The 18,137-nt window shown below is 73.5% G+C and carries 15 protein-coding genes; 6 read left to right on the plus strand and 9 right to left on the minus strand.

Going from position 1 to position 18,137, the window contains the following annotated elements; all coding sequences use genetic code 11:
- Nucleotides 1–2 precede the first annotated feature (2 nt).
- Nucleotides 3–215, plus strand: a complete 213-nt coding sequence (locus HD596_RS28740; protein WP_185072424.1) for a hypothetical protein — start codon at nt 3–5, stop codon at nt 213–215.
- A 1-nt stretch (nt 216) separates the two neighbouring features.
- Here the strand turns inward: HD596_RS28740 and HD596_RS28745 are convergent, their stop codons facing one another.
- The 3 genes from HD596_RS28745 to HD596_RS28755 all read right to left on the minus strand — a co-directional run bounded on the left by HD596_RS28745 (nt 217) and on the right by HD596_RS28755 (nt 3,823).
- Nucleotides 217–825 carry a Chromate resistance protein ChrB gene (locus tag HD596_RS28745; RefSeq protein ID WP_313044901.1) on the minus strand — a complete coding sequence of 203 codons (609 nt, stop codon included), beginning with the start codon at nt 823–825 and terminating at the stop codon, nt 217–219.
- Nucleotides 826–925: 100 nt separating this feature from the next.
- The gene (locus tag HD596_RS28750; RefSeq protein WP_185078776.1) at nt 926–2,497 is read right to left on the minus strand and encodes an amidohydrolase; all 1,572 of its coding nucleotides are present in this window, start codon (nt 2,495–2,497) and stop codon (nt 926–928) included.
- 48 nt (nt 2,498–2,545) lie between these two features.
- A complete protein-coding gene (locus HD596_RS28755) occupies nt 2,546–3,823 on the minus strand; it encodes an MFS transporter (RefSeq protein ID WP_185072425.1) in 1,278 nt (425 codons plus the stop codon).
- A gap of 123 nt (nt 3,824–3,946) precedes the next feature.
- On the opposite strand from HD596_RS28755, the gene HD596_RS28760 reads away from it, so the two are divergent.
- A complete protein-coding gene (locus tag HD596_RS28760) occupies nt 3,947–5,440 on the plus strand; it encodes a PucR family transcriptional regulator (protein ID WP_185072426.1) in 1,494 nt (497 codons plus the stop codon).
- 121 nt (nt 5,441–5,561) lie between these two features.
- Here the strand turns inward: HD596_RS28760 and HD596_RS28765 are convergent, their stop codons facing one another.
- The 3 genes from HD596_RS28765 to HD596_RS28775 form a co-directional block, all read right to left on the minus strand.
- On the minus strand, nt 5,562–6,890 hold the full coding sequence (locus HD596_RS28765) for a sensor histidine kinase (RefSeq protein WP_185072427.1): 1,329 nt from the start codon (nt 6,888–6,890) through the stop codon (nt 5,562–5,564).
- Nucleotides 6,887–7,558, minus strand: a complete 672-nt coding sequence (locus tag HD596_RS28770) for a response regulator transcription factor (protein WP_185072428.1) — start codon at nt 7,556–7,558, stop codon at nt 6,887–6,889. The genes HD596_RS28765 and HD596_RS28770 overlap by 4 nt, the downstream gene beginning before the upstream one ends.
- A gap of 109 nt (nt 7,559–7,667) precedes the next feature.
- Nucleotides 7,668–8,201 carry a hypothetical protein gene (locus HD596_RS28775; protein ID WP_185072429.1) on the minus strand — a complete coding sequence of 178 codons (534 nt, stop codon included), beginning with the start codon at nt 8,199–8,201 and terminating at the stop codon, nt 7,668–7,670.
- Between the two features lie 244 nt (nt 8,202–8,445).
- On the opposite strand from HD596_RS28775, the gene HD596_RS28780 reads away from it, so the two are divergent.
- Complete coding sequence (locus tag HD596_RS28780; protein WP_185072430.1) at nt 8,446–11,676, plus strand: ATP-binding protein; 3,231 nt, start codon at nt 8,446–8,448, stop codon at nt 11,674–11,676.
- On the opposite strand, the gene HD596_RS28785 is transcribed toward HD596_RS28780, so the two are convergent.
- Together HD596_RS28785 and HD596_RS62155 are read right to left on the minus strand one after the other, a co-directional pair.
- Nucleotides 11,664–12,302, minus strand: a complete 639-nt coding sequence (locus HD596_RS28785; RefSeq protein ID WP_185072431.1) for a hemerythrin domain-containing protein — start codon at nt 12,300–12,302, stop codon at nt 11,664–11,666. The genes HD596_RS28780 and HD596_RS28785 overlap by 13 nt on opposite strands.
- 91 nt (nt 12,303–12,393) lie before the next feature.
- Nucleotides 12,394–12,735, minus strand: a complete 342-nt coding sequence (locus HD596_RS62155) for a DUF5713 family protein (RefSeq protein ID WP_185072432.1) — start codon at nt 12,733–12,735, stop codon at nt 12,394–12,396.
- Between the two features lie 221 nt (nt 12,736–12,956).
- Between HD596_RS62155 and HD596_RS28795 the strand changes: the two genes are divergently transcribed.
- Both HD596_RS28795 and HD596_RS28800 read left to right on the plus strand, forming a co-directional pair.
- Nucleotides 12,957–13,964 (plus strand): hypothetical protein, encoded by a 1,008-nt coding sequence (locus HD596_RS28795; RefSeq protein WP_185072433.1) that lies wholly within the window; start codon nt 12,957–12,959, stop codon nt 13,962–13,964.
- Between the two features lie 126 nt (nt 13,965–14,090).
- Entirely contained in the window at nt 14,091–15,026 is a 936-nt protein-coding gene (locus HD596_RS28800; RefSeq protein WP_221519565.1) for a DUF5829 family protein, read from the plus strand.
- Between the two features lie 62 nt (nt 15,027–15,088).
- Here the strand turns inward: HD596_RS28800 and HD596_RS28805 are convergent, their stop codons facing one another.
- Nucleotides 15,089–15,235 (minus strand): dihydrofolate reductase family protein, encoded by a 147-nt coding sequence (locus HD596_RS28805; RefSeq protein ID WP_313044905.1) that lies wholly within the window; start codon nt 15,233–15,235, stop codon nt 15,089–15,091.
- A gap of 188 nt (nt 15,236–15,423) precedes the next feature.
- Between HD596_RS28805 and HD596_RS28810 the strand changes: the two genes are divergently transcribed.
- Nucleotides 15,424–18,129, plus strand: coding sequence for an ATP-binding protein (locus HD596_RS28810; RefSeq protein WP_185072434.1), 2,706 nt, complete (start codon nt 15,424–15,426; stop codon nt 18,127–18,129).
- The last annotated feature ends 8 nt before the right edge of the window (nt 18,130–18,137 follow it).

An 18,137-nucleotide genomic window follows, 5' to 3' on the forward strand; every position in this document is an offset into this window, starting at 1 on the left:
ACATGGGGTTCATCCGAGGATTCGGGCAGTTCTGGTATGACCTGATCGTCGGCGACGACTGGAAGATCGCCGTCGCCGTGACCGTCACGCTGGCCCTGGGCACGGCGGCGCTGCTGGTGTTCGGGCCGCCGTCGGCGGTGCTCACGCCGGTGCTCGGCGTCTGCCTGATGGCCGCCTTCGCCATCGCGCTGCGGATCGACGTGCGCGACCGGTAGCTCAGCCGGCGCCGTGCTGGAAGATCGCGCTGTCCTCGGCCTCGTAGACCGAGGACGCGAACTCCTCCAGCGTCCGCGCGCAGTCGTCGAGCGCCTCGACGACCTCCTTGCGCCGCGCCGCGCCCAGGACGTCGCGGGCCTTGACCTTCTCGAACCAGCCCCTGAGCTTGGTGAGATCCTCCTCGTTCTCCTCGAGCTCGCTGTACGTGAAGTGCTTGGCCAGCACCTCCTTCTCGACCTCCTTGTGGAAGTCGGCGCACTTGTCGAGGATCTCCTCGTACTCGTCGTCGCGGGCGGCGTTGTAGAGCGCGACCAGGTCGGACTCGCCGATGACCGACGAGGTGCTGACCAGGAACGCCTGGCCGGCCATCGACTCGACGATCTCGCTGCGCAGCGCCCGCAGGGCCCGCTCGCTCTGCGGCGTGCGCGGCGCGGCGGCCGCGGAGTTCTGCAGGTAGACGGCGCCGAGGTTGCGCAGCTTGCGCCAGACCGCGGCCCGCAGCCTGGTCGGCTCGCTGGGCACCCGGTAGATCAGCATGAGCCAGGTGACAGCCTTGGCCGGCTCGACGGCCTGTGGCTCGCCGCCCTTCGCCTCCTCCGTGCCCGGCACCGCGCCTCCTTCTCCGAACGGGACCACTCGATCGTATCCGCGCCCGATGGCGGGACGCCCCATAAGCCGGCGCGCCCCATGAGCGGTCCCGCCGGAGGGGCTACTGCGCGCGGTAGGCGATCTCCCCGTCGAGCATGGTCAGCCACGCGTCCACGCCGGACAGCGCGTCCGCGGGCAGGCTCCGGACGTCGCCGTCCAGGACCACCACGTCGGCGAGCTTGCCGGGCGTGAGCGAGCCGATCCGGTCCTCCATGCGCAGGGCGTACGCCGCGTCGATCGTGTGCGCGCGCAGCGCCTCCTCCAGGGTGATCGCCTGCTCCGCCCCGATCGGGCCGCCCTCCCTGGTGCGGCGGCGCACCGCGTTCGACACCGTCTCCATGGGCCGCAGCGAGGAGACGAACGAGTCGCTGGACAGCACCGGGCGCAGCCCCGCGTCCAGCTCCTCGCGGATCGGCTGCAGCCGGTGCGCGCGGCGCTCGCCGAGCCGGCGCACGAAGTCGGTGCCGCTGTCGTGGAGGAAGTTGGGCTGGTTGACCGGGATCACGCCGAGCGCGGCGAACTCCCTGACCTGGGCGGGCGTCGGGTGGCCGCAGTGCTCGATCCTGGGCCGGGCGTCGTCGCCCGACACCGCCACCGCGGCCTTGATCGCTTCGAGGGAGTAGCCCATGGCCCGGTCGCCCTGGGTGTGGATGCCGATCTGCCAGCCCGCCGTCGCGGCCCGCCGGACGAGGTCGACGAGCTGCTCGGGCTGGTGGTAGAGCGAGCCGGTGAAGCCCTCGCCGTACGGCTCGTCGAACATCGCCGTGCCGCCCAGCAGCGTGCCGTCGCAGTAGAACTTCATCGCCCCGAACCGCAGCCGGTCGTCGCCGAACGGGCCCGCCAGGCCGATCGAGGACAGCTCGTCCAGCATGTGCGACAGCGGCATGATCGCCGTACGCACCGGCAGCGTGCCCGCCTCCCAGGCGGACCGGTAGACGAGCAGCTCGCGGCGCGAGACCTGCGGGTCGCAGACGGTCGTCACCCCGGCCCGCAGGTACGTCTCCCCGGCCAGCTCCAGCCACGACCGCAGCTGCTCCAGGGGCAGGTCGACGTGGAAGTTCGGGCCGTGGCAGCCGATGTCCACGGCCACGGGCAGGATCAGCTCCATCGCCGAGTCCAGCACCATGCCGGTCAGCCGCCCGCCCTCGTCGCGCACGAACGCGCCGCCCGCCGGGTCGGCCACGTCGTCGCCGATGCCGCGCCAGGACAGCGCGGCCGAGTTGACCACCGCCTGGTGCCCGGACACGTGGTAGACGATCACCGGGTGCTCGGTGGTGGCCTCGTCGAGCTGCCGCCTGGTCGGCCGCCCGCCGGGATACTTGGCGTCGTCCATCCCGTACGCCCTGATCCACTGGCCCGCCGGGGTCCTGGCGGCCTCGGCGGCGACGGCGGCGACCAGGTCGGCGGCGCTGCCCACGGCCGGGTAGCGCGCGTCCACCGCCACCAGCGTCTCGGCGGTGGACAGCAGGTGGTTGTGCGGGTCGATGAAGCCGGGCAGCACGCTGCGCCCGCCCGCCCGCACGACCTCGGCCCCCGGGCCCGCCTGGGCGAGGACGTCCTCCTCGCGCCCTACGGCCAGGACGCGGCCGTCGCGTACGGCCACGGCCCCCGCGTACGGGTTCGAGGGGTCCATGGTGATGACGTTCCCGCCGGTGATGACGGTGGTGGACAATGCACTCTCCTATTCGGTGGTGATCGGAGCAGCCGGCACGCGGTCGCGGTGACGGGGCGCCACGAGCAGGCAGAGCACGCTGAGCGCGCACATGGCGACCAGCAGCGCCACGGCCGGCCACGCGGCGCCGCCGTACGCGCCGACGAGGGCGGTGGCGGCCAGCGGCGACAGGCCGCCGAAGATCGCGCCGGCGCCCTGGTAGGCGAGCGAGATCCCGGTGTAGCGGACCTGCGGCGGGAACATCTCGGCCAGGATCGCGGCCATCGGCCCGTACGTGCCCGAGGTGGCCAGCCGCATGACGCCGAGCATCAGGAAGATCAGGAACGTGTTGTGCGTGCCGAGGACCGCGAACTGCGGCACCGCCAGCACCGCCGTGCCGATCAGGAACCAGATGGCGACCTTGCGCCCGCCGAACTTGTCGCCCATCCAGGCGATGCCGAGCGTGGCGACCAGCTCCACGAACGCGGCGAAGCTCAGGCCGTTCAGGATGAGCTGCTCGGTCTCGCCGACCGACGGTCCCGTGGCGTACGACAGCAGGAACGTGGTGAGGATGTAGTAGCCGCCGATGGCCACCGGCAGCGTGCCGATGCCGAGCAGGACCGACCGCCACGACGTGCGGAAGACCTCCTTGATCGGCACCCCGGTCTTGTCGGTCTCCTCGAAGACGGGCGACTCCTCGACGCGGAGCCTGATGAGCAGGCCCACCAGCACCAGCACGGCCGAGACGATGAACGGCGCCCGCCAGCCCCACGAGTGCAGCGCGTCGTCGCCGAACAGGGTCATCAGGCTGAACGCGCCCGTCGCCAGCAGCGCGCCCGCCGGGTTGCCGAGCTGGGCGAAACCGCCGTAGAAGGTCTTCTTGTCCGGGGGCGCGTGCTCAACCGCCATCAGCGCGGCCCCGCCCCACTCGCCGCCGACCGCCAGCCCCTGCACGAAGCGGAGCAGCACCAGGAGCACGGGGGCGAGCGTGCCGATCGACGCGTACGTGGGCAGCAGGCCCACGGCGAAGGTCGCGCCGCCCATCATGAGCAGCGTGACCACCAGCGCCGACTTCCGGCCGACCCGGTCGCCGAAGTGGCCGAACACGATGCCGCCGAGCGGCCTGGCGAAGAAGCCGACCGCGTACGTGGCGAAGGACGCCATGAGCGCCACCGTGGGGCTGGAGGCGTTGGGGAAGAACAGGTCGTCGAAGAGCAGCGCGGCCGCGGTGGCGTAGACGTAGAAGTCGTACCACTCGATCGTGGTCCCGACGAAGGCGGCGCCGGCCGCCCGGGTGGCGCGATTCATGGATCCTCCGGGTCTTCAGGGGGTGCGACGACGATAAGCGCAGGTCAGCCAGACGGGGGCCGGGACGAAACGCACCACCGGCGGTGAATTAGAGTGCGGTATGCACAGCCCTGAGGAACACCCATGGCGTTGACCGTCGCCCAGGCCATGACGCTGCCCGGCATGCGCATGCGGCTGCTGGCCGGGCGCGCCGGCCTGTCCCGCGTGGTCCGCTGGGCGCACGTGTCCGAGCTGGCCGACCCCGTGCCGTGGCTGCGCGGGGGCGAGCTGGTGATGACCATCGGCCTCGGCCTGCCGGGCGACCCCGCCGGGCGGCAGGCGTACGTCGAGCGGCTGTCGGGCGCGGGCTGCGCCGGGCTCGCCTTCGCGCTCGGCGAGGCCGTGACGGCCGTCCCGGAGGAGGTGCTGGCCGCCGCCGACCTCCGGGGGCTGCCGGTGCTGGAGATCCTGACCCCGTTCATCGCGGTCACCGAGGCCGTCGCCCGGTGGCACGCCGACGAGCGCGTACGCGGGGAGCGGCGGGTCGTCGCCGCCCAGGAGGCCATGGCGCGGGCCGCGCTGCTGTCGGGCACCTCGGGCATCCTGCGTGCCCTGGCCGAGCACACCGGCGGCGAGTCCCTGCTGCTGGACCCGCAGGGCAAGTCCAGGGCGGCCACGCCGGCGGGGGAGCGGCCCTGGCACGCCCGGGCCCTGGAGATGGCGGAAGGGGCGGCCCGGCTGAGCGCGGGCGTGCTGGACGACGGCATCCAGGCCGTCCAGGTGCAGAGCCTCGGCTTCTCCGGGCCGCCGACCGGCTGGCTGGCGGTGTGCACGGGCTCGCCGCTGGAATGGCACGCCAGGATGCTGGCCAACCAGGCCGCCTGCCTGCTCGCCATGGAGCTGCTGGGCGTGCGGGCCGGCCGGGCCAAGGCGCACGCCCAGCGGGGCGCGCTGCTGGCCGCCGTGCTCGACGGCGGGCTGTCGCCGCGCCAGCTCGGCGAGCTGTGCCCGGTCGCGGCGCCGCCGTACGAGGTGGTCGTGACGGCGGCGCCGGTCGCGCCGGAGGCGGCGATCGAGGCGCTGGAGGAGGTGGCGGCGGACGCCGAGGAGCTGGCCCTCGTGTGCGCCCGGCCGGAGGGCACGGTTTTCGTGCTGCCGGAGCGTTCGGCTGGGCTCGCCGCACCCCGATGGGGGGCGGAGCTGTGCGCGCGGCTGGGCGTGCCGGGCGGCGGCTGCCGGGCGCTCGGCCTGGACGAGCTCCCCTCGGCGGTCCGGCACGCCGCCACTCTGGCCGGCCGGGGCGACGGCTACCTCCACGTCGACGACCTGGAGGCGTCCGCGCTGCTCAGGGACGCCTTCGTGCCCGACGCCGCGCACCGCTTCGCCGCGACCGCGCTCCGCCCGCTGCGCGAGTACGAGGCGCGGCACGGCGGCGACCTGGTCGACTCGCTGCGGGCGTACCTGGAGGCGGGGTCGAACCTGGAGACGGCGGCGCGGCGGCTGGGCGTGCACCGCAACACCCTGCGCCGCCGCCTGGCCGTCGCCGAACGCGTCTCCGGCCGTCCCCTCACCGACCCCGGGCACCGGCTCCAGCTCTGGCTGGCCCTCTCCCTGGGCGACCTCGTACCTCCCGGCTAGAGCTCACGGCTTCGCGCCCAGCCGGGTCAGGGCCGAAGTGCGCGCCTGGAAACGCCGGGCCGGTGCCGTGCTGGGCCAGCGGTCCCCGTGCCCGGCCCCAGGTGCGTCAGGGGCCGGGTGATCAGGTGGCGAGGGGGAGGGACAGGACGAGGCGGACGCCCCGGGTGAGGGGTTCGGCGCGGACCGTGCCGCCGTGGGCCTCGGCGATCTGGCGCACGATGGCCAGCCCCAGCCCCGAGCCGGGCAGCGAGCGGGCCGCCTTGGCGCGGTAGAAGCGGTCGAAGACGAACGGCAGGTCCTCGGTGGCGATGCCGGGCCCCTGGTCGGAGACCGACAGTGTGCCGCCCGCGGCCACCTCGACCAGCACCTCCCCGCCCGGCGGGCTCCATTTGATCGCGTTGTCGACCAGGTTGGCGGCGGCGCGTTCGACGGCGTCGGGATCGGCGTGGACCAGGCACTCGGCCAGCTCGTCCCGCAGCCGGACGTGCGGCGCCCGCCCCCGCGCCCTGGCGATCACGCGCTCCGCGACCAGGTCGAGGCGGACGTCCTCGGTGTGGATCTGGACGTCGCCGTACCTGGCCAGCTCCACCAGGTCGTTGACCAGCACCCGCAGCTCGCCGGCCTGCGCGCGGGCCTCGTGGACCAGTGCCGGGGCCTGCGGGTCGGCGGTGCCGCGCCCCTCGCCCAGCAGTTCGAGGTTGGTGATGAGGCTGGTCAGGGGGGTGCGCAGCTCGTGCGAGGCGTCGGCGACCAGGCGCCGCTGGGCCAGCAGGGACTCGTTCAGCGCGCCGGTCATCGTGGTGAACGAGCGGGCCAGCCGGGCGACCTCGTCGCGCCCGCTGCCGTCGAGCCCGCTCGCGGTGAGCGTACGGGTGGCGGTGACGTACTCGACCACCTCGGTCAGGCGGCCGATGGGGCGCAGCACGCGCCCGGCGAGCAGCCGCGCCCCCATCCCGGCGATCAGCGCGCCGCCCAGGATCAGCGCCCCCAGCAGGAGCCTCAGGTTGTTCAGCGTGTCGTCGTCCCGGTCGAGCGGGAACGCGGTGCGTACCAGCCCCTCATCCACCTGGCCCAGCGGAGCCGTGTAGACGCGGTAGCGCGCCCCGCCGTAGCTCACCTCCTGGAAGTACGGCGGGAGCTTGCCGAACGCGACCCCGGCGTCCCTGTCGGAGAGCGGGACGAAACCGGTGGTCGGCCCCGAGTTCACGGGAGGCGGGAAGAACTGCAGCAGCGTGTTGCCCACGGAGACCGGATAATCCGGCAGGGGCGCCCGGGCGGCCTTGAACGTGGCCAGCAGCTGGGGCGCCTGCCCGGCGGCCAGCACCAGCTCGCCGTCGTGCTGGCCGCCCAGCCCGCTCGCCATCGCCGGATAGACCACCAGCGAGGCGATCAGCAGGGCCGCCGCCACCACGGCCGCCCCGGCCAGGGCGACCCTGGTCCGCAGCGTCACGGCTCCTCCCGCAGCACGTACCCCAGCCCGCGCACCGTCTGGATCAGCCGCGGCTCGCCCCCGGCCTCCAGCTTGGCCCGCAGGTAGCTGATGTAGACCCACAGCGCGTTGGACGACGGGCCGAAGTCGTACCCCCAGACCGCGTCGAAGATCACGCCGCGGCTCAGCACCCGGTTCGGGTTGCGCAGGAACACCTTCAGCAGCGTGTACTCGGTCCTGGTCAAGTCGAGCACCCGCGACCCGCGGGTGGCCCGGCAGGCGGCGGTGTCCAATTCCAGGTCGGAGAAGCGCAGCACCTCCTCGGCCGCGCCGCTGCGCCGCAGCAGCGCGCGCAGGCGCGCCCGCAGCTCCTCCAGCGCGAACGGCTTGACCAGGTAGTCGTCGGCCCCGGCGTCCAGCCCCGCGACCCGGTCGGCGACCAGGTCGCGGGCGGTGAGCATCAGGATCGGCGTGCGGTCGCCGCCGGCGCGCAGGCGGCGGCACACCTCCAGCCCGTCCAGGCCGGGCATCATGATGTCCAGCACCACCGCGTCCTGCCGCCCGCCGCCGGCCGCCTCCAGGGCGCGCAGGCCGTCGGCGGCGGTGCTCACGTGATAGCCCTCACGGGCGAGCGCGCGCGCCAGCGAACGGCGCACCGCCTCGTCGTCGTCGGCCACAAGGACGTGCATGATCCCACTCTCCTCGCCGGGCCCGCCGCCGCACACCCCCGAGCGCCTGCCGATGGCCGGGCGGGATGGCCGCCGTCCAGCCGCGCAGGCTGGTCGCCCGCCCGGCCGGTCAGGATCCCGGGGTCTTGCCGGCGTCCGGCTTGACGTCCTCTCCCCGTACGAAGGACCGCTTGAAGTCGTCCAGCGCCTGGATCAGCCGCTCCGGCGACACGCCCAGCCGCTCGGCTATCGCGGCGAACTCCGGGGATTTCGGATTTATCCCGCCTTTCTGGCTGAGGAGGTTCAGCTCCTCCTCGGCGGCGGTCGCCCGGTCGAGCCCGACGCCCAGCGAGGCGGCCAGCGCCTTGGCCAGCATCCCGTTCTCGACGAGTTTGGGCTGCTCCTGCTTCTTGTCGGGCCGCTTCACGTCGGGCGAGCATTTCCCGTCGAGTTCGGCCGCCTTGGCTGCCTTGGCCTTGGCGATGTCGGCGGGCGTGCACGCCGCGTCCTTGGCGCATGGCTCGCCGGCAGGCGTGCACGCCGCCGTCTTGGCGCACGGGTCGTCGGCGGGGTCCCGCTGGGACGAGGCCGCCAGCGCCCCCGACCCGCCCAGCGTCAGCACCAGCACCATGCCGGCGGCCAGGCCGGCCTTGCGTCGGTCCATGTCGCGTCTCCTTCTCCCGACCGGCCGGCCCCTCCGGCCCGGTGGCTGCCGCCAGCCAACCCGGCCCACCTTCACCCAGCCGTCGGCGAACCTTAGAAACGCCCTAGAGCAGGCCGGGGAAATGGTCAGAGTGTTGGTGATTGCCCAAATATGTGTGGGTGGCTCATGATGGGCGGCTGTGGACCGTTCCCGCACTGCCGTGCGTGGGCGCGCCGGGTCGGGGGCTCGTAGATCAGGGGATGCCATGCTCCACATTCAGGTCCTCGGACCGCTCCAGGCCGGCCTGCACGGCCGCCAGGTGGACCTCGGCCCGGCCAGGCAGCGGGCCGTGCTCGCGCGCCTGGTGGCGGCGGGCGGCCAGGTCGTGTCGGCCGACCGGTTCATCGACGACCTCTGGCAGGGCCAGCCGCCACCCAAGGCGCTGGCCGCCCTCCAGGTCTACGTCTCGAACCTGCGCCGCGCGCTGGAGCCCGACCGCCCCCCGCGCGCTCCGGCCACGGTGATCGTGAGCGCCCCGCCCGGGTACCGGCTCCGCCTGTCCGAGGAGGACGTGGACGCGTGGCGGCTGCCCGGCCTGATCGACGCCGCCGGGAAGGCGCTGCAGCAGGGTGCGGCGGCGGCCGCGCACGACCTGCTCGACGAGGCGCTGGGGCTCTGGACGGGGTCCGCGTACGGGGAGTTCCCCGAGGAGTGGGCGGTGCCGGAGGCGACCAGGCTGGCCGAGCTGCGGCTGATCGCCGTCGAGTACCGGGCCGAGGCCGCGCTCATGCTGGGGCGCCACGCCGAGGCGGCCCCGGAGCTGCGCCGGCACGTCGACCGGCATCCGCTGCGCGAGAACGCCGTCCGCCTGCTGGCCCTGGCCCACTACCGGTCCGGCGGCCAGGCGGAGGCCCTCTCGGTGCTGCGCCGGGCCAGGGAACAGCTGGCCGACGAGTTAGGGGTCGATCCCGGCCCGGTGTTACGCGCCCTCGAACAGGACATCCTCCGCCAGTCGGACTCCCTGAACGCGCACCCCGTACCCACCCCGGAGCCCGCACCCGCTCAGGACCCGGCGCCCGCTCCCGGGCCCGCGCTCGTCGGCAGGGAGCGCGAGCTGGCCATCCTCCGGGAGGAGGCCGCGCACGCCACCCAGCGCACGGTCTGGCTCGGGGGCGAGCCGGGCGCGGGGAAGAGCGCGCTGGCCGAGGCGTTCGCGGCGGAGCTGGGGGAGCGCGGATGGCGGGTGGCCATCGGCCGCTGCCCGGAGATCGACGGCGACGCGCCGCCCGCGTGGGCGTGGAGCGAGATCGTCCGCCGGCTCGCCGCCGCCCGCCCGCCGGACGACCCGGCCGGGCTGGCGCCCCTGCTGCAGGACGGCGTGGCGATCCAGAACCAGTTCCGGCTGGCCCGGGCGGTGGCCGACTACCTGGCGGCCAACGCGCCGCTGGTCGTCGTGCTGGAGGACGTGCACCGCGCCGACGGCGAGACCCTGCACCTCCTGCGCCACCTCAAGCCCACGGCCAAGCTGCTGGTCCTCGCCACCCACCGGCCCGCCGAGGCGACCGACGACCTGGCCGCCACGCTGGCCGCCCTCGCCGCCGGGAGCAGGCACCTGGAGCTGGCCGGGCTCGGCGAGCCCGACGTCGCCGCGCTGCTCGCCCGCCACTGCGAGCGCGAGCTGGGGCCGGCGACCGTGCGCACGATCGCCGAACGCACGCTCGGCAACCCCCTGTTCGTCTGCGAGATCGCCCGGCTGCTCGCCTCCGAGGGGCCCGCCGCCGCCGAGGCGCTGCCGCCCGGCGTGCGCGACCTCATCCGGCGCCGGATCAGCCGCCTGCCCGCCAGCGCCCAGACCGTGCTGCGCAACGCCGCCGTCATCGGCAGGGACGCGGACGTGGACGTCCTGATCGCGCTGCACGACGGGGACGAGGACACGGTCTTCGACGGGGTGGAGGCCGGGGTCCTGACGGGGCTGCTGGCCGAGCCGGGGCCCGGCCGGCTGCGGTTCACGCACGTCCTGGTCAGGCAGGTGCTGTACGAGGACACCGCCAGGATCCGCCGTACCCGGCTGCACGGGCGGGTGGTGACGGCGCTGGAGCGGATCCGCCCAGGGGACGTGGCGGCGCTGGCGCATCACGCGCTGGAGGCGGCGGCGCCGAGCGCGGTGCGGTACGCGCGGGCGGCGGCCGTTCAGGCGTCCGGCCTGCACGCCCACCGGGAGGCGGCGGCGCTGTGGCGGGCGGCGCTGGAGTTCGCCGAGGACGAGGAGACCAGGCTGGAGCTGCTGTGCGGGCTGGTGTCGGCGCTCGGGCACGCGGGCGACGTCATCGGCGCCGTGGCCGCCCGCACCGCCGCCGTCGAGACGGCCCGCCCACTCGCGGGGCGCGTCGCAGGCAGACCTGTCGCCAGGGCGCTGACCTCGTACGACGCGCCCGTGATCTGGACGATCCAGCAGGACTCCCGCTACGACGAGGACTTCGTCGCGGCGGTGCGGTCGGAGCTGGCCGCGGGACCGGACGACGAGACGCGCTGCCGGCTGCTGGCGGCGCTCGTCTTCGCGCTGGAGGGCCACGACGACGCCGGGGTGGACGGCGCCGGAGCCGAGGCGGTGGCGATCGCGCGCCGGCTCGGCCGCCCCGAGCTGATCTGCCTGGCACTCAACGCGCGCTACTTCGCCGTGCTCTCACCGGATCGGCGCGACGAGCTGGAGTCCATCGGCGGCGAGCTGCTGGAGCTGGGGAGCACCCACCGGCTGGTCGCCTACCTCACGCTGGGCCACAGCGCGCTGCTCATGGCCGCGTTGGGCCGCAACGACGTGGCGGCCGCGGCGCGCCACGCCGACCGTGGCGTGGCGGTCTCCACCAGCGGCCAGCTCGGGCTGTCGCTGGTGATCCTGACGCTCTTCGGCGCGCAGCGCAAGCTGGTCGAAGGGGACTTCGACGCCGCGGAGGCCATCTACACCGGGGTCTCCCGGCAGATGGCCGAGCGCGGCGGCGCGAACGCCGAGGCGATGGGGATGCTGGGCAGGTTCGTGGTGCGGCTGGCCCGCGGCGACGTGCGCGACTCGCTGGACGAGCTCGCCTTCCTGTGGGAGCACGTGCCCAACGACGGCACGGCCGAGCTGTACGCGGCGGCGCTGGCGGCGGCGGGCGAGCCGGAGGCCGCCAGGCGGGTGTGGCGGCCCGGGGCGGTCCATTCGCTCGACTACTACTGGCTGCTGTGGGAGGGGCTGCGCGCGCAGACCGCCGTCGCCCTGGGGGACGTCGAGGTGGCCGCCCGCTGCTACCACAACCTGCGGCGGTGGGATGGGGAGCTGGCCGGGATGCACAGCGGGTCCGTCACGCTCGGGCCCGTCGCGCTGCTGCTCGGCGACCTGGCGCGCCTGATGGGCGAGGATCCGGACCCGTACTACGCGCGGGCGGAGGAGGTCGCGGAACTGGTCGGCTCGCCCCACTGGGCCCGGGCGGCCCGCGAGAGGCGCGGTCACCTGCCGTAGCCGAAGATCAGCGCCTGGCGGCGCCGGTGACCGCGGTTGAGCAGCCTGAGCAGGAGCGCGAGCACCGGCCCCGCCAGCCTGCGCAGCTCGGCCAGCTCCTCCGGCCGCGCGTACTGGCCGATCCGCGGCAGGTCGAAGCGGATGTCCCCGCCCTTGCGCACCTCGTCCTCGACCGACTTCCAGTCCGCCTCCGACACGTACTTCGCGATGACGGGGAAGAGCAGCCGCTCCTCCTCCTCAATGTGCTCGTCGAGGAGGTCGGCGAGCGTGGTCAGGGCCTTGGCCATGCGGCCGGCCGCCGCCCGGTCCGTGCCGAGCCGGGCAGCGGCGGCGGTGATCTCCGCCAGCAGCGGGTCGAGCTCGGCGTGGTCGTCGCTCAGGTCGCTCAGGTCCACCTCGGCGCCGGCCGAGCGGACGATGACGGGCCAGAGCACGTTGTCCTCGGCCTGGTGGTGATGGTGGATACCGGCGCACAGCTTGGTGGCGAACGCGGCGACGGCGTCGAGCCGGGCCCGATCCGCCCGCTCCTCACCGGCGGCGATCCCGCCCAGCAACGTGGCCAGGCGGCGGGCGTCGCCGCGCATGGCGCGGTGCGTGATGCGGAATCCGAGCATGTTGGGGGCCATCGGGTGCTCCTTCGATCGGGGGATGGCACCAGCGTGCGCCCCCGGACTTAGACCTCCCTTGGCGATGACTTGGCGTGGGCTCATCGGCACGTCACCAGTCGCGGGTCGCGATCAGCTCCTCCATGTCCGCGTCCGCGAACCCGTAGGCCGTCGCCACGAACCAGAAGTCCTCGGCGATCACCTCGCGCGCCACCGTCTCCATCTGGCTGCCGGCCGCCAGGAACTCGACCGCCAGCTCGTTGAACTCGTCCGTCGCCGCCTGCGTGAGGACGTACAGCGCCGCCAGGTCCGCGGGCCGATCGGCCTCGATCCGCTCGCACAGGCGCAGCAGGATCTCCCTGCCCTTGTCGACGAGCCGGCGAGGGTAGTAGGCGTCGTCGTACATGCCCTTGAGGAACGGGTGGCCGGCTGTCCGCTGGTCGGTGGGGGGCACCCTGATCTCCTTCGCGCCGTGATCCGGTGTGCCGATCCTGCCCGACGCCACCGACAACGGCCAGTATTGATCCGGCCGTGCGGCGGGGGCCGCCTTTCTCGATGAGCCGGCCCGGCAGGCTGTGGCCCGCAGGTGCCTGGCCCGGCCGCGGGTGGCGGCGAGCGCGATCCCGGACAGGCCCGTACCTGGGCAGCGCCCGGAATGATCGTTAATCTGCAAAAATGTCATCCCATTACCGAGCGCCTGGGGCGTTAGCACTCGCGGCGGCTGTCGCACTCACCACGACGCCGATCACGCCGGCGCACGCGGCCGCCGAGGATCGGGTCTTACGGGTCTACAACAACAACATCGAGAACCTGGTGAGGAACAACGCCGACGGCACGTGCACCCGGATCTCGGGCCCGGACCACCTCGCGTCGATGCTGGTCGACGACGACGGAAAGACGGGCACCTCCGGCGTGCAGGCGCCCGATCTCCTGATCGTGCAGCAGGTACGCGGCACCGGTCAGGCCACGGCCTACGCCGACCAGCTCTCGGGCATGTTCGGATATCCGGCGGGCACGTACAAGGCGATCGTGGCCTGGGACAACCCCGAGGAGTGGGGCAGCACGCACAAGTGCAGCCAGCAGTCGCTCGGCGACCTGAAGAAGAGGCAGACCAACGCGATCCTCTACAACACCCGAACGCTGAGCCTCGCGGCGGGCGACATCTCGAAGTACTGGAGCGCGGGCTGGCTGAAGCCCGGGACCTCGTACGACGGCGGGGCCGGCTGCACGCTGTACAAGCCGCCGGACAGCGACGACGGCACCACCAACCAGTACAAATGGAAGCGCACGAGCGCCATCGCGGCGAGGTTCACGATCAAGCAGACCGGGACGACGGTCTTCGCCGCGACCATGCACCTCCCGGAGCAGAACGGCGCGAACGCCTGCGCGGGCGCGGGCTACACGGGCATCGCGAACTCCGGCATCCACGTCGGCGCGGACGCCACGAGCCTCATGAACGCCTCGACGATCCGCGTGATCGGGATCGACGCGAATCGTACGAACATCGCCGCCACGACCCTCGGCGGCTTCGGCATGACCGGCTACGGAGCGAAGGCGACCTCCGGTTCCAGGAAGATCGACTACCTCTTCGTCAAGGGCACCGTGCGGCCGTCGAGCGTCGACCACACGGTGAGCAGCACGAAGTCGAACCATCTCGCGCTGTACGGCTTCATCGAGTTCTGAACGCCCACCTCTGTCCTCCGGGGCGGGACGGCTCGCTACAGAGGCGCTATAGGACCGCCACAATTGCGGTTCGGGTCCTGTCAAAACGATAGTGAAGGTGATCATCCCCGCCCTAAGATCGCTTCCATGCTGATTCGCCGGACATTACGGATGATCACTGCCCTGGCCGCGACCTGCACCGTCGCGATCGCCGGGGGCGTGGGGACGGCCCAGGCCGAAGCGTCCCACGCGTCATCCAAGGGGCAGTTGCTGTTCTACAACCACGCCTACAGCGTGGTGGACCGCGAGACGGCGGACGCCGTCGAGAACTCGGCGTACCTGCGCGAGTTCGCCAACTTCGAGGTCCGCACCACGACCGGTGGCGGCTTGACCTGGAAGGGCCGCTACCTCAAGGGCCGCGAGACCTACATGGAGCTGTTCGGCGAGGGCGACCTGCCCGGCCAGGACGCCCTTTTCGGCTCCGCCGGGCTGGCCGTCTCGACCGAGCGCGCCGGCGACCTGGCCAAGGTGACCGCGCAGCTGAAGGCCCAGGGCATCTCCGACCCGGCCGAATACCGCCAGACGCGTGACTTCGGCGATGGCGTCCCGATCCCGTGGTTCGACACCATCCGCACCACCTCCGCCCAGTACGAAGCCTTCGACCCGTGGGCGATGGAGTACTTCCCGGAGTACTTCGCCGACCCGCGCAGCCAGACCGAGCCGGAGAGCTACCCCGGTGACGTCAGCCGGGAGCGCTACCTGCCCGACGCCTACCAGGACCACCTGATGCGGGACATCACCTACATCCGCATCGGCGTCCCTGCGCGGGACCTGGCCACCGCGGTGCCGGTGCTGCGAGCCGGCGGGTTCAAGGTCGCGACCGTCGGGGGCGGCGCCATCGCGACCGGCGGTGGCACCACCATCCAGCTCGACTCCGTAGCGCGTGAGCAGGCGGGCCTGAAGCAGGTCACCATGTCGCTCAACCGTTCCGTGGAGACCCGGCACGAGGAGCGGATCGGGCGTTCGACCCTTGCCGTGGGTCCGGGCGCCCGCGCCGAGTGGACCTTCGACGCCCCGCGGTAAGCACTTCTCCGTACGCCCGGCCGGCCGACGACGTTGATCGTCTGCCGGCCGGGCGTCGTCGTTCACGCGGTCGTACTGGTCGTGGTGCTCCTCACGCGCCGAGGCCGTCCAGGATCGCGCCCGACGACCGGGTCGATCAGCAGCCGTAGCTCGTCGAGCAGGCCGGCGCGCAGCAGCTCCTGGACCAGCGTGACGCTGCCGGTGACCACGACGTCCTTGCCGGGCTCCCGCTTGAGCCGCGCGATCTCCTCGATGGCGCTGCCGCTGACCAGCGTGGAGTTGCGCCACTCGAGCGCGGGCAGCGTGGCGGAGTAGACGACCTTGCGGAAAGATCACCTGACTACTACGGAGTCGCCACTGGTTCGCCGCCGAGAAGCACCTACGCCACAATGGCCGCATGCTTCCTGGCGAGCCGCGGGAGGTCTCGCCCCGCGAGGCCGAGGTGCTGGCGGGTTTGGCCGAGCACCTCACGAACGCCCAGATCGCCCACCGGCTGCGGATCTCGATCCGTACCGTGGAAAGTCACGTCTCGTCGCTGCTGCGCAAGTACGGCGTGGCCAGCAGGGCGGCCCTGGTGGCCCTGAGCGGGCCGCAGCCGTCCTCCTCGGCCAGGCCGGGGCACGTCGAGGGGATCCCGGTCAGCCACACGTCCTTCGTCGGACGCGGGCAGGAGCGGCAGGAGGCACTGGCGGCGCTGGCACAGGCGGCGCCGGTGTGCCTGGTGGGCCCCGGCGGCGTCGGCAAGACCCGGCTGGCCGCCGTGCTGGCGCAGGCGGCGTCGGCGTCGTTCCCCGCCGGCGGGGCGTTCATCGATCTGACTCCGGTCGGCGAGGGGTTCGTGCTGCGGACCGTGGCTGACGCGCTGGGCCTGGCCGAGCGTCCTCCCCAGCCGCTGGAGAGCGTGGTCGCCGAGCGGCTCGCGCTGGGACGGTCGCTGCTGGTCCTCGACAACTGCGAGCACCTGCTGGACGAGGTCGGCGACCTGGTGGAGCGGCTGTGCTCGGACTGCCCCCAGGCGGGGATACTGATCGCGAGCAGGGAGCGGCCGGGCCTGCCCGGCGAGCGGGTCATCACGGTGCCGCCGCTGGCGGGGGAGGCCGAGACGCTGTTCCTGGATCGGGCCCGCGCGATCGATCCTGGATTCGCCGCCGAGCCCGAGGTCGTCGCCGAGGTGTGCGCCCGGCTCGACGGGCTGCCGCTGGCGATCGAGCTGGCCGCCTCGCGGGTCGCCGTACTGGGTATGGACGCCCTGCGGGTGGGGCTGCAGGACCGGCTCCGGCTGCTGTCGGGCGCGCGTGGCAGGCCGCCCCGGCACCGCTCGTTGCGCGCGGTCATCGGCTGGAGCTACGACCTGCTGGAAGAGGAGGAGCGCGCGCTGCTGCGTCGCCTGGCGGTGTTCGCGGGCGGGTTCGACCTGGCGGCGGCCACGGCGCTCATGCCGGACACGCCGCCCAGCGCGACGGCCGACGTCATCGGCCGGCTGGCCGACAAGAGCCTGATCGGGGTGGTGGGCGGTGGCCGGTGGCGGCTGCTGGAGACCATCCGAGCCTTCGCCGCCGACCGGCTCGCGGACAGCGGCGAGACCGACGAGACGCTCCGGCTCCGCCTGCGCTGGGCCGCGGGTACGGCTGCGACGCTGGAATCACGGCTCGACGGCACCTGGGCACCGCAGTTCGACCTGGTGGCCGACGATCTGCGGGCCACGCTCGCCGACACGCCCGCCGTACCGGACCGGCAGGCCCACCGCCTGGCCAGGTCGCTGGCGCACCTGACGTTCGCCCGGCGCTTCCACCGGGAGGCGATCGGCCACTACCTGGCCGCGGCCGACCGGGCCCGCGACGCCGTGGACGGCCACCAGGACCTGCTGAACGCGGCCGCCACGGCCGTCTCGATCGCCGACGGCCCACTGGCCTTCCGCCTGCTGGTGCGAGCCGCCGACCAGATCGAACACCCCGACCCGGCCGATCCCGCTGACCCGGACGGACCCGCCGACCCGTCTGAACCTCCCGGCGTGCGCGCGGCCACGCTCGCCTCCGCGCTCGTGGTCACCCACCGCTACAGAGGCGCGCACGACCGCGACCCGATGTCCGAACACCTGCCGGCGCTGATCGAAAAGGCGAGCGCCGCCCCCGCCGATGCGCGCACCGCGGCGCTGGTCGCGATCGCGCGGGCCTGGCACCAGGACGGCCTCGAGCTCGCCCGATCCGCCGTCGAGGCCGCCCGCGGGTGCGGCGACGTCATCGTCCTCCTGGGCGCGCTGGACGTGCTCACACGCGCCTACGCGCGAGCCGGCCGGATGCGCGCCGTCCAGCGGGTCTGTCAGGAGCGGCTCACCCTCATCGAGCACCTGCCGGCGCACGAGCCGTCCGCCGCCGCCGAGATCGTCGACACCTTCCACTCCGCGGCACGCGCGGAGCTGTGTGTCGGCGACCTGCCGGCCGCGCTCGCCGTCGCCGAGCGCGCGCAGCGCGAGGACCCCATCGGCGAGCACCCCTACCTGTCCATCCCGAAGACCATCAGACCGCTCGCCCTGAGCGGTCGTTTCCCGGAGGTCTTCCAGCAGGCGCCCGCCATGTGGGAGGCCTGGCATCAGGCGGGCAGCCCGCGCAGCGCCTGGATGGCGACCGCGATCTCCGCCGCCGCGCTCGCCCACGGCCTGGCGGGCACCGGCGAGTTCGACCTCTGGCGCTCGCGCGCGCTGGAGATGGCCAGGACGGAGGACGCGGCCTCCGCACCGGTCCTGGCCTCCTTCGCCGCCTTCGTCGACGCCAGGGTCGCCGTCCACACCCGCGCGTACGATCAGGCCGCCACCCTGGTCGAGCGCGCTTTCGCGCCCTTCACCGTGCGTTGGTACGAGGCGTACGCGCGCGCCGCCGGAGCCGAGCTGGCGGTCGTCGCCGGCCTGCCCGAGGCGGCCGAACGGGTGGCCGCCGCCATGCCGTACGCCGAGCAGAACGACTGGGCGGCCGCCTGCCTGGCCCGTACCCGCGGGATCCTGCACGGCGACCGCGACGCGCTGGCGGAGGCGGTCGAACGATGGACGTCGATCGACGCGCGGTTCGAGCGCGCCTGCACGCTGCGTTCGCTTTCAGCCCGAGAATGACGTAGCCG

It is taken from the genome of Nonomuraea jabiensis, from assembly GCF_014204795.1.
GTDB lineage: Bacteria > Actinomycetota > Actinomycetes > Streptosporangiales > Streptosporangiaceae > Nonomuraea > Nonomuraea jabiensis.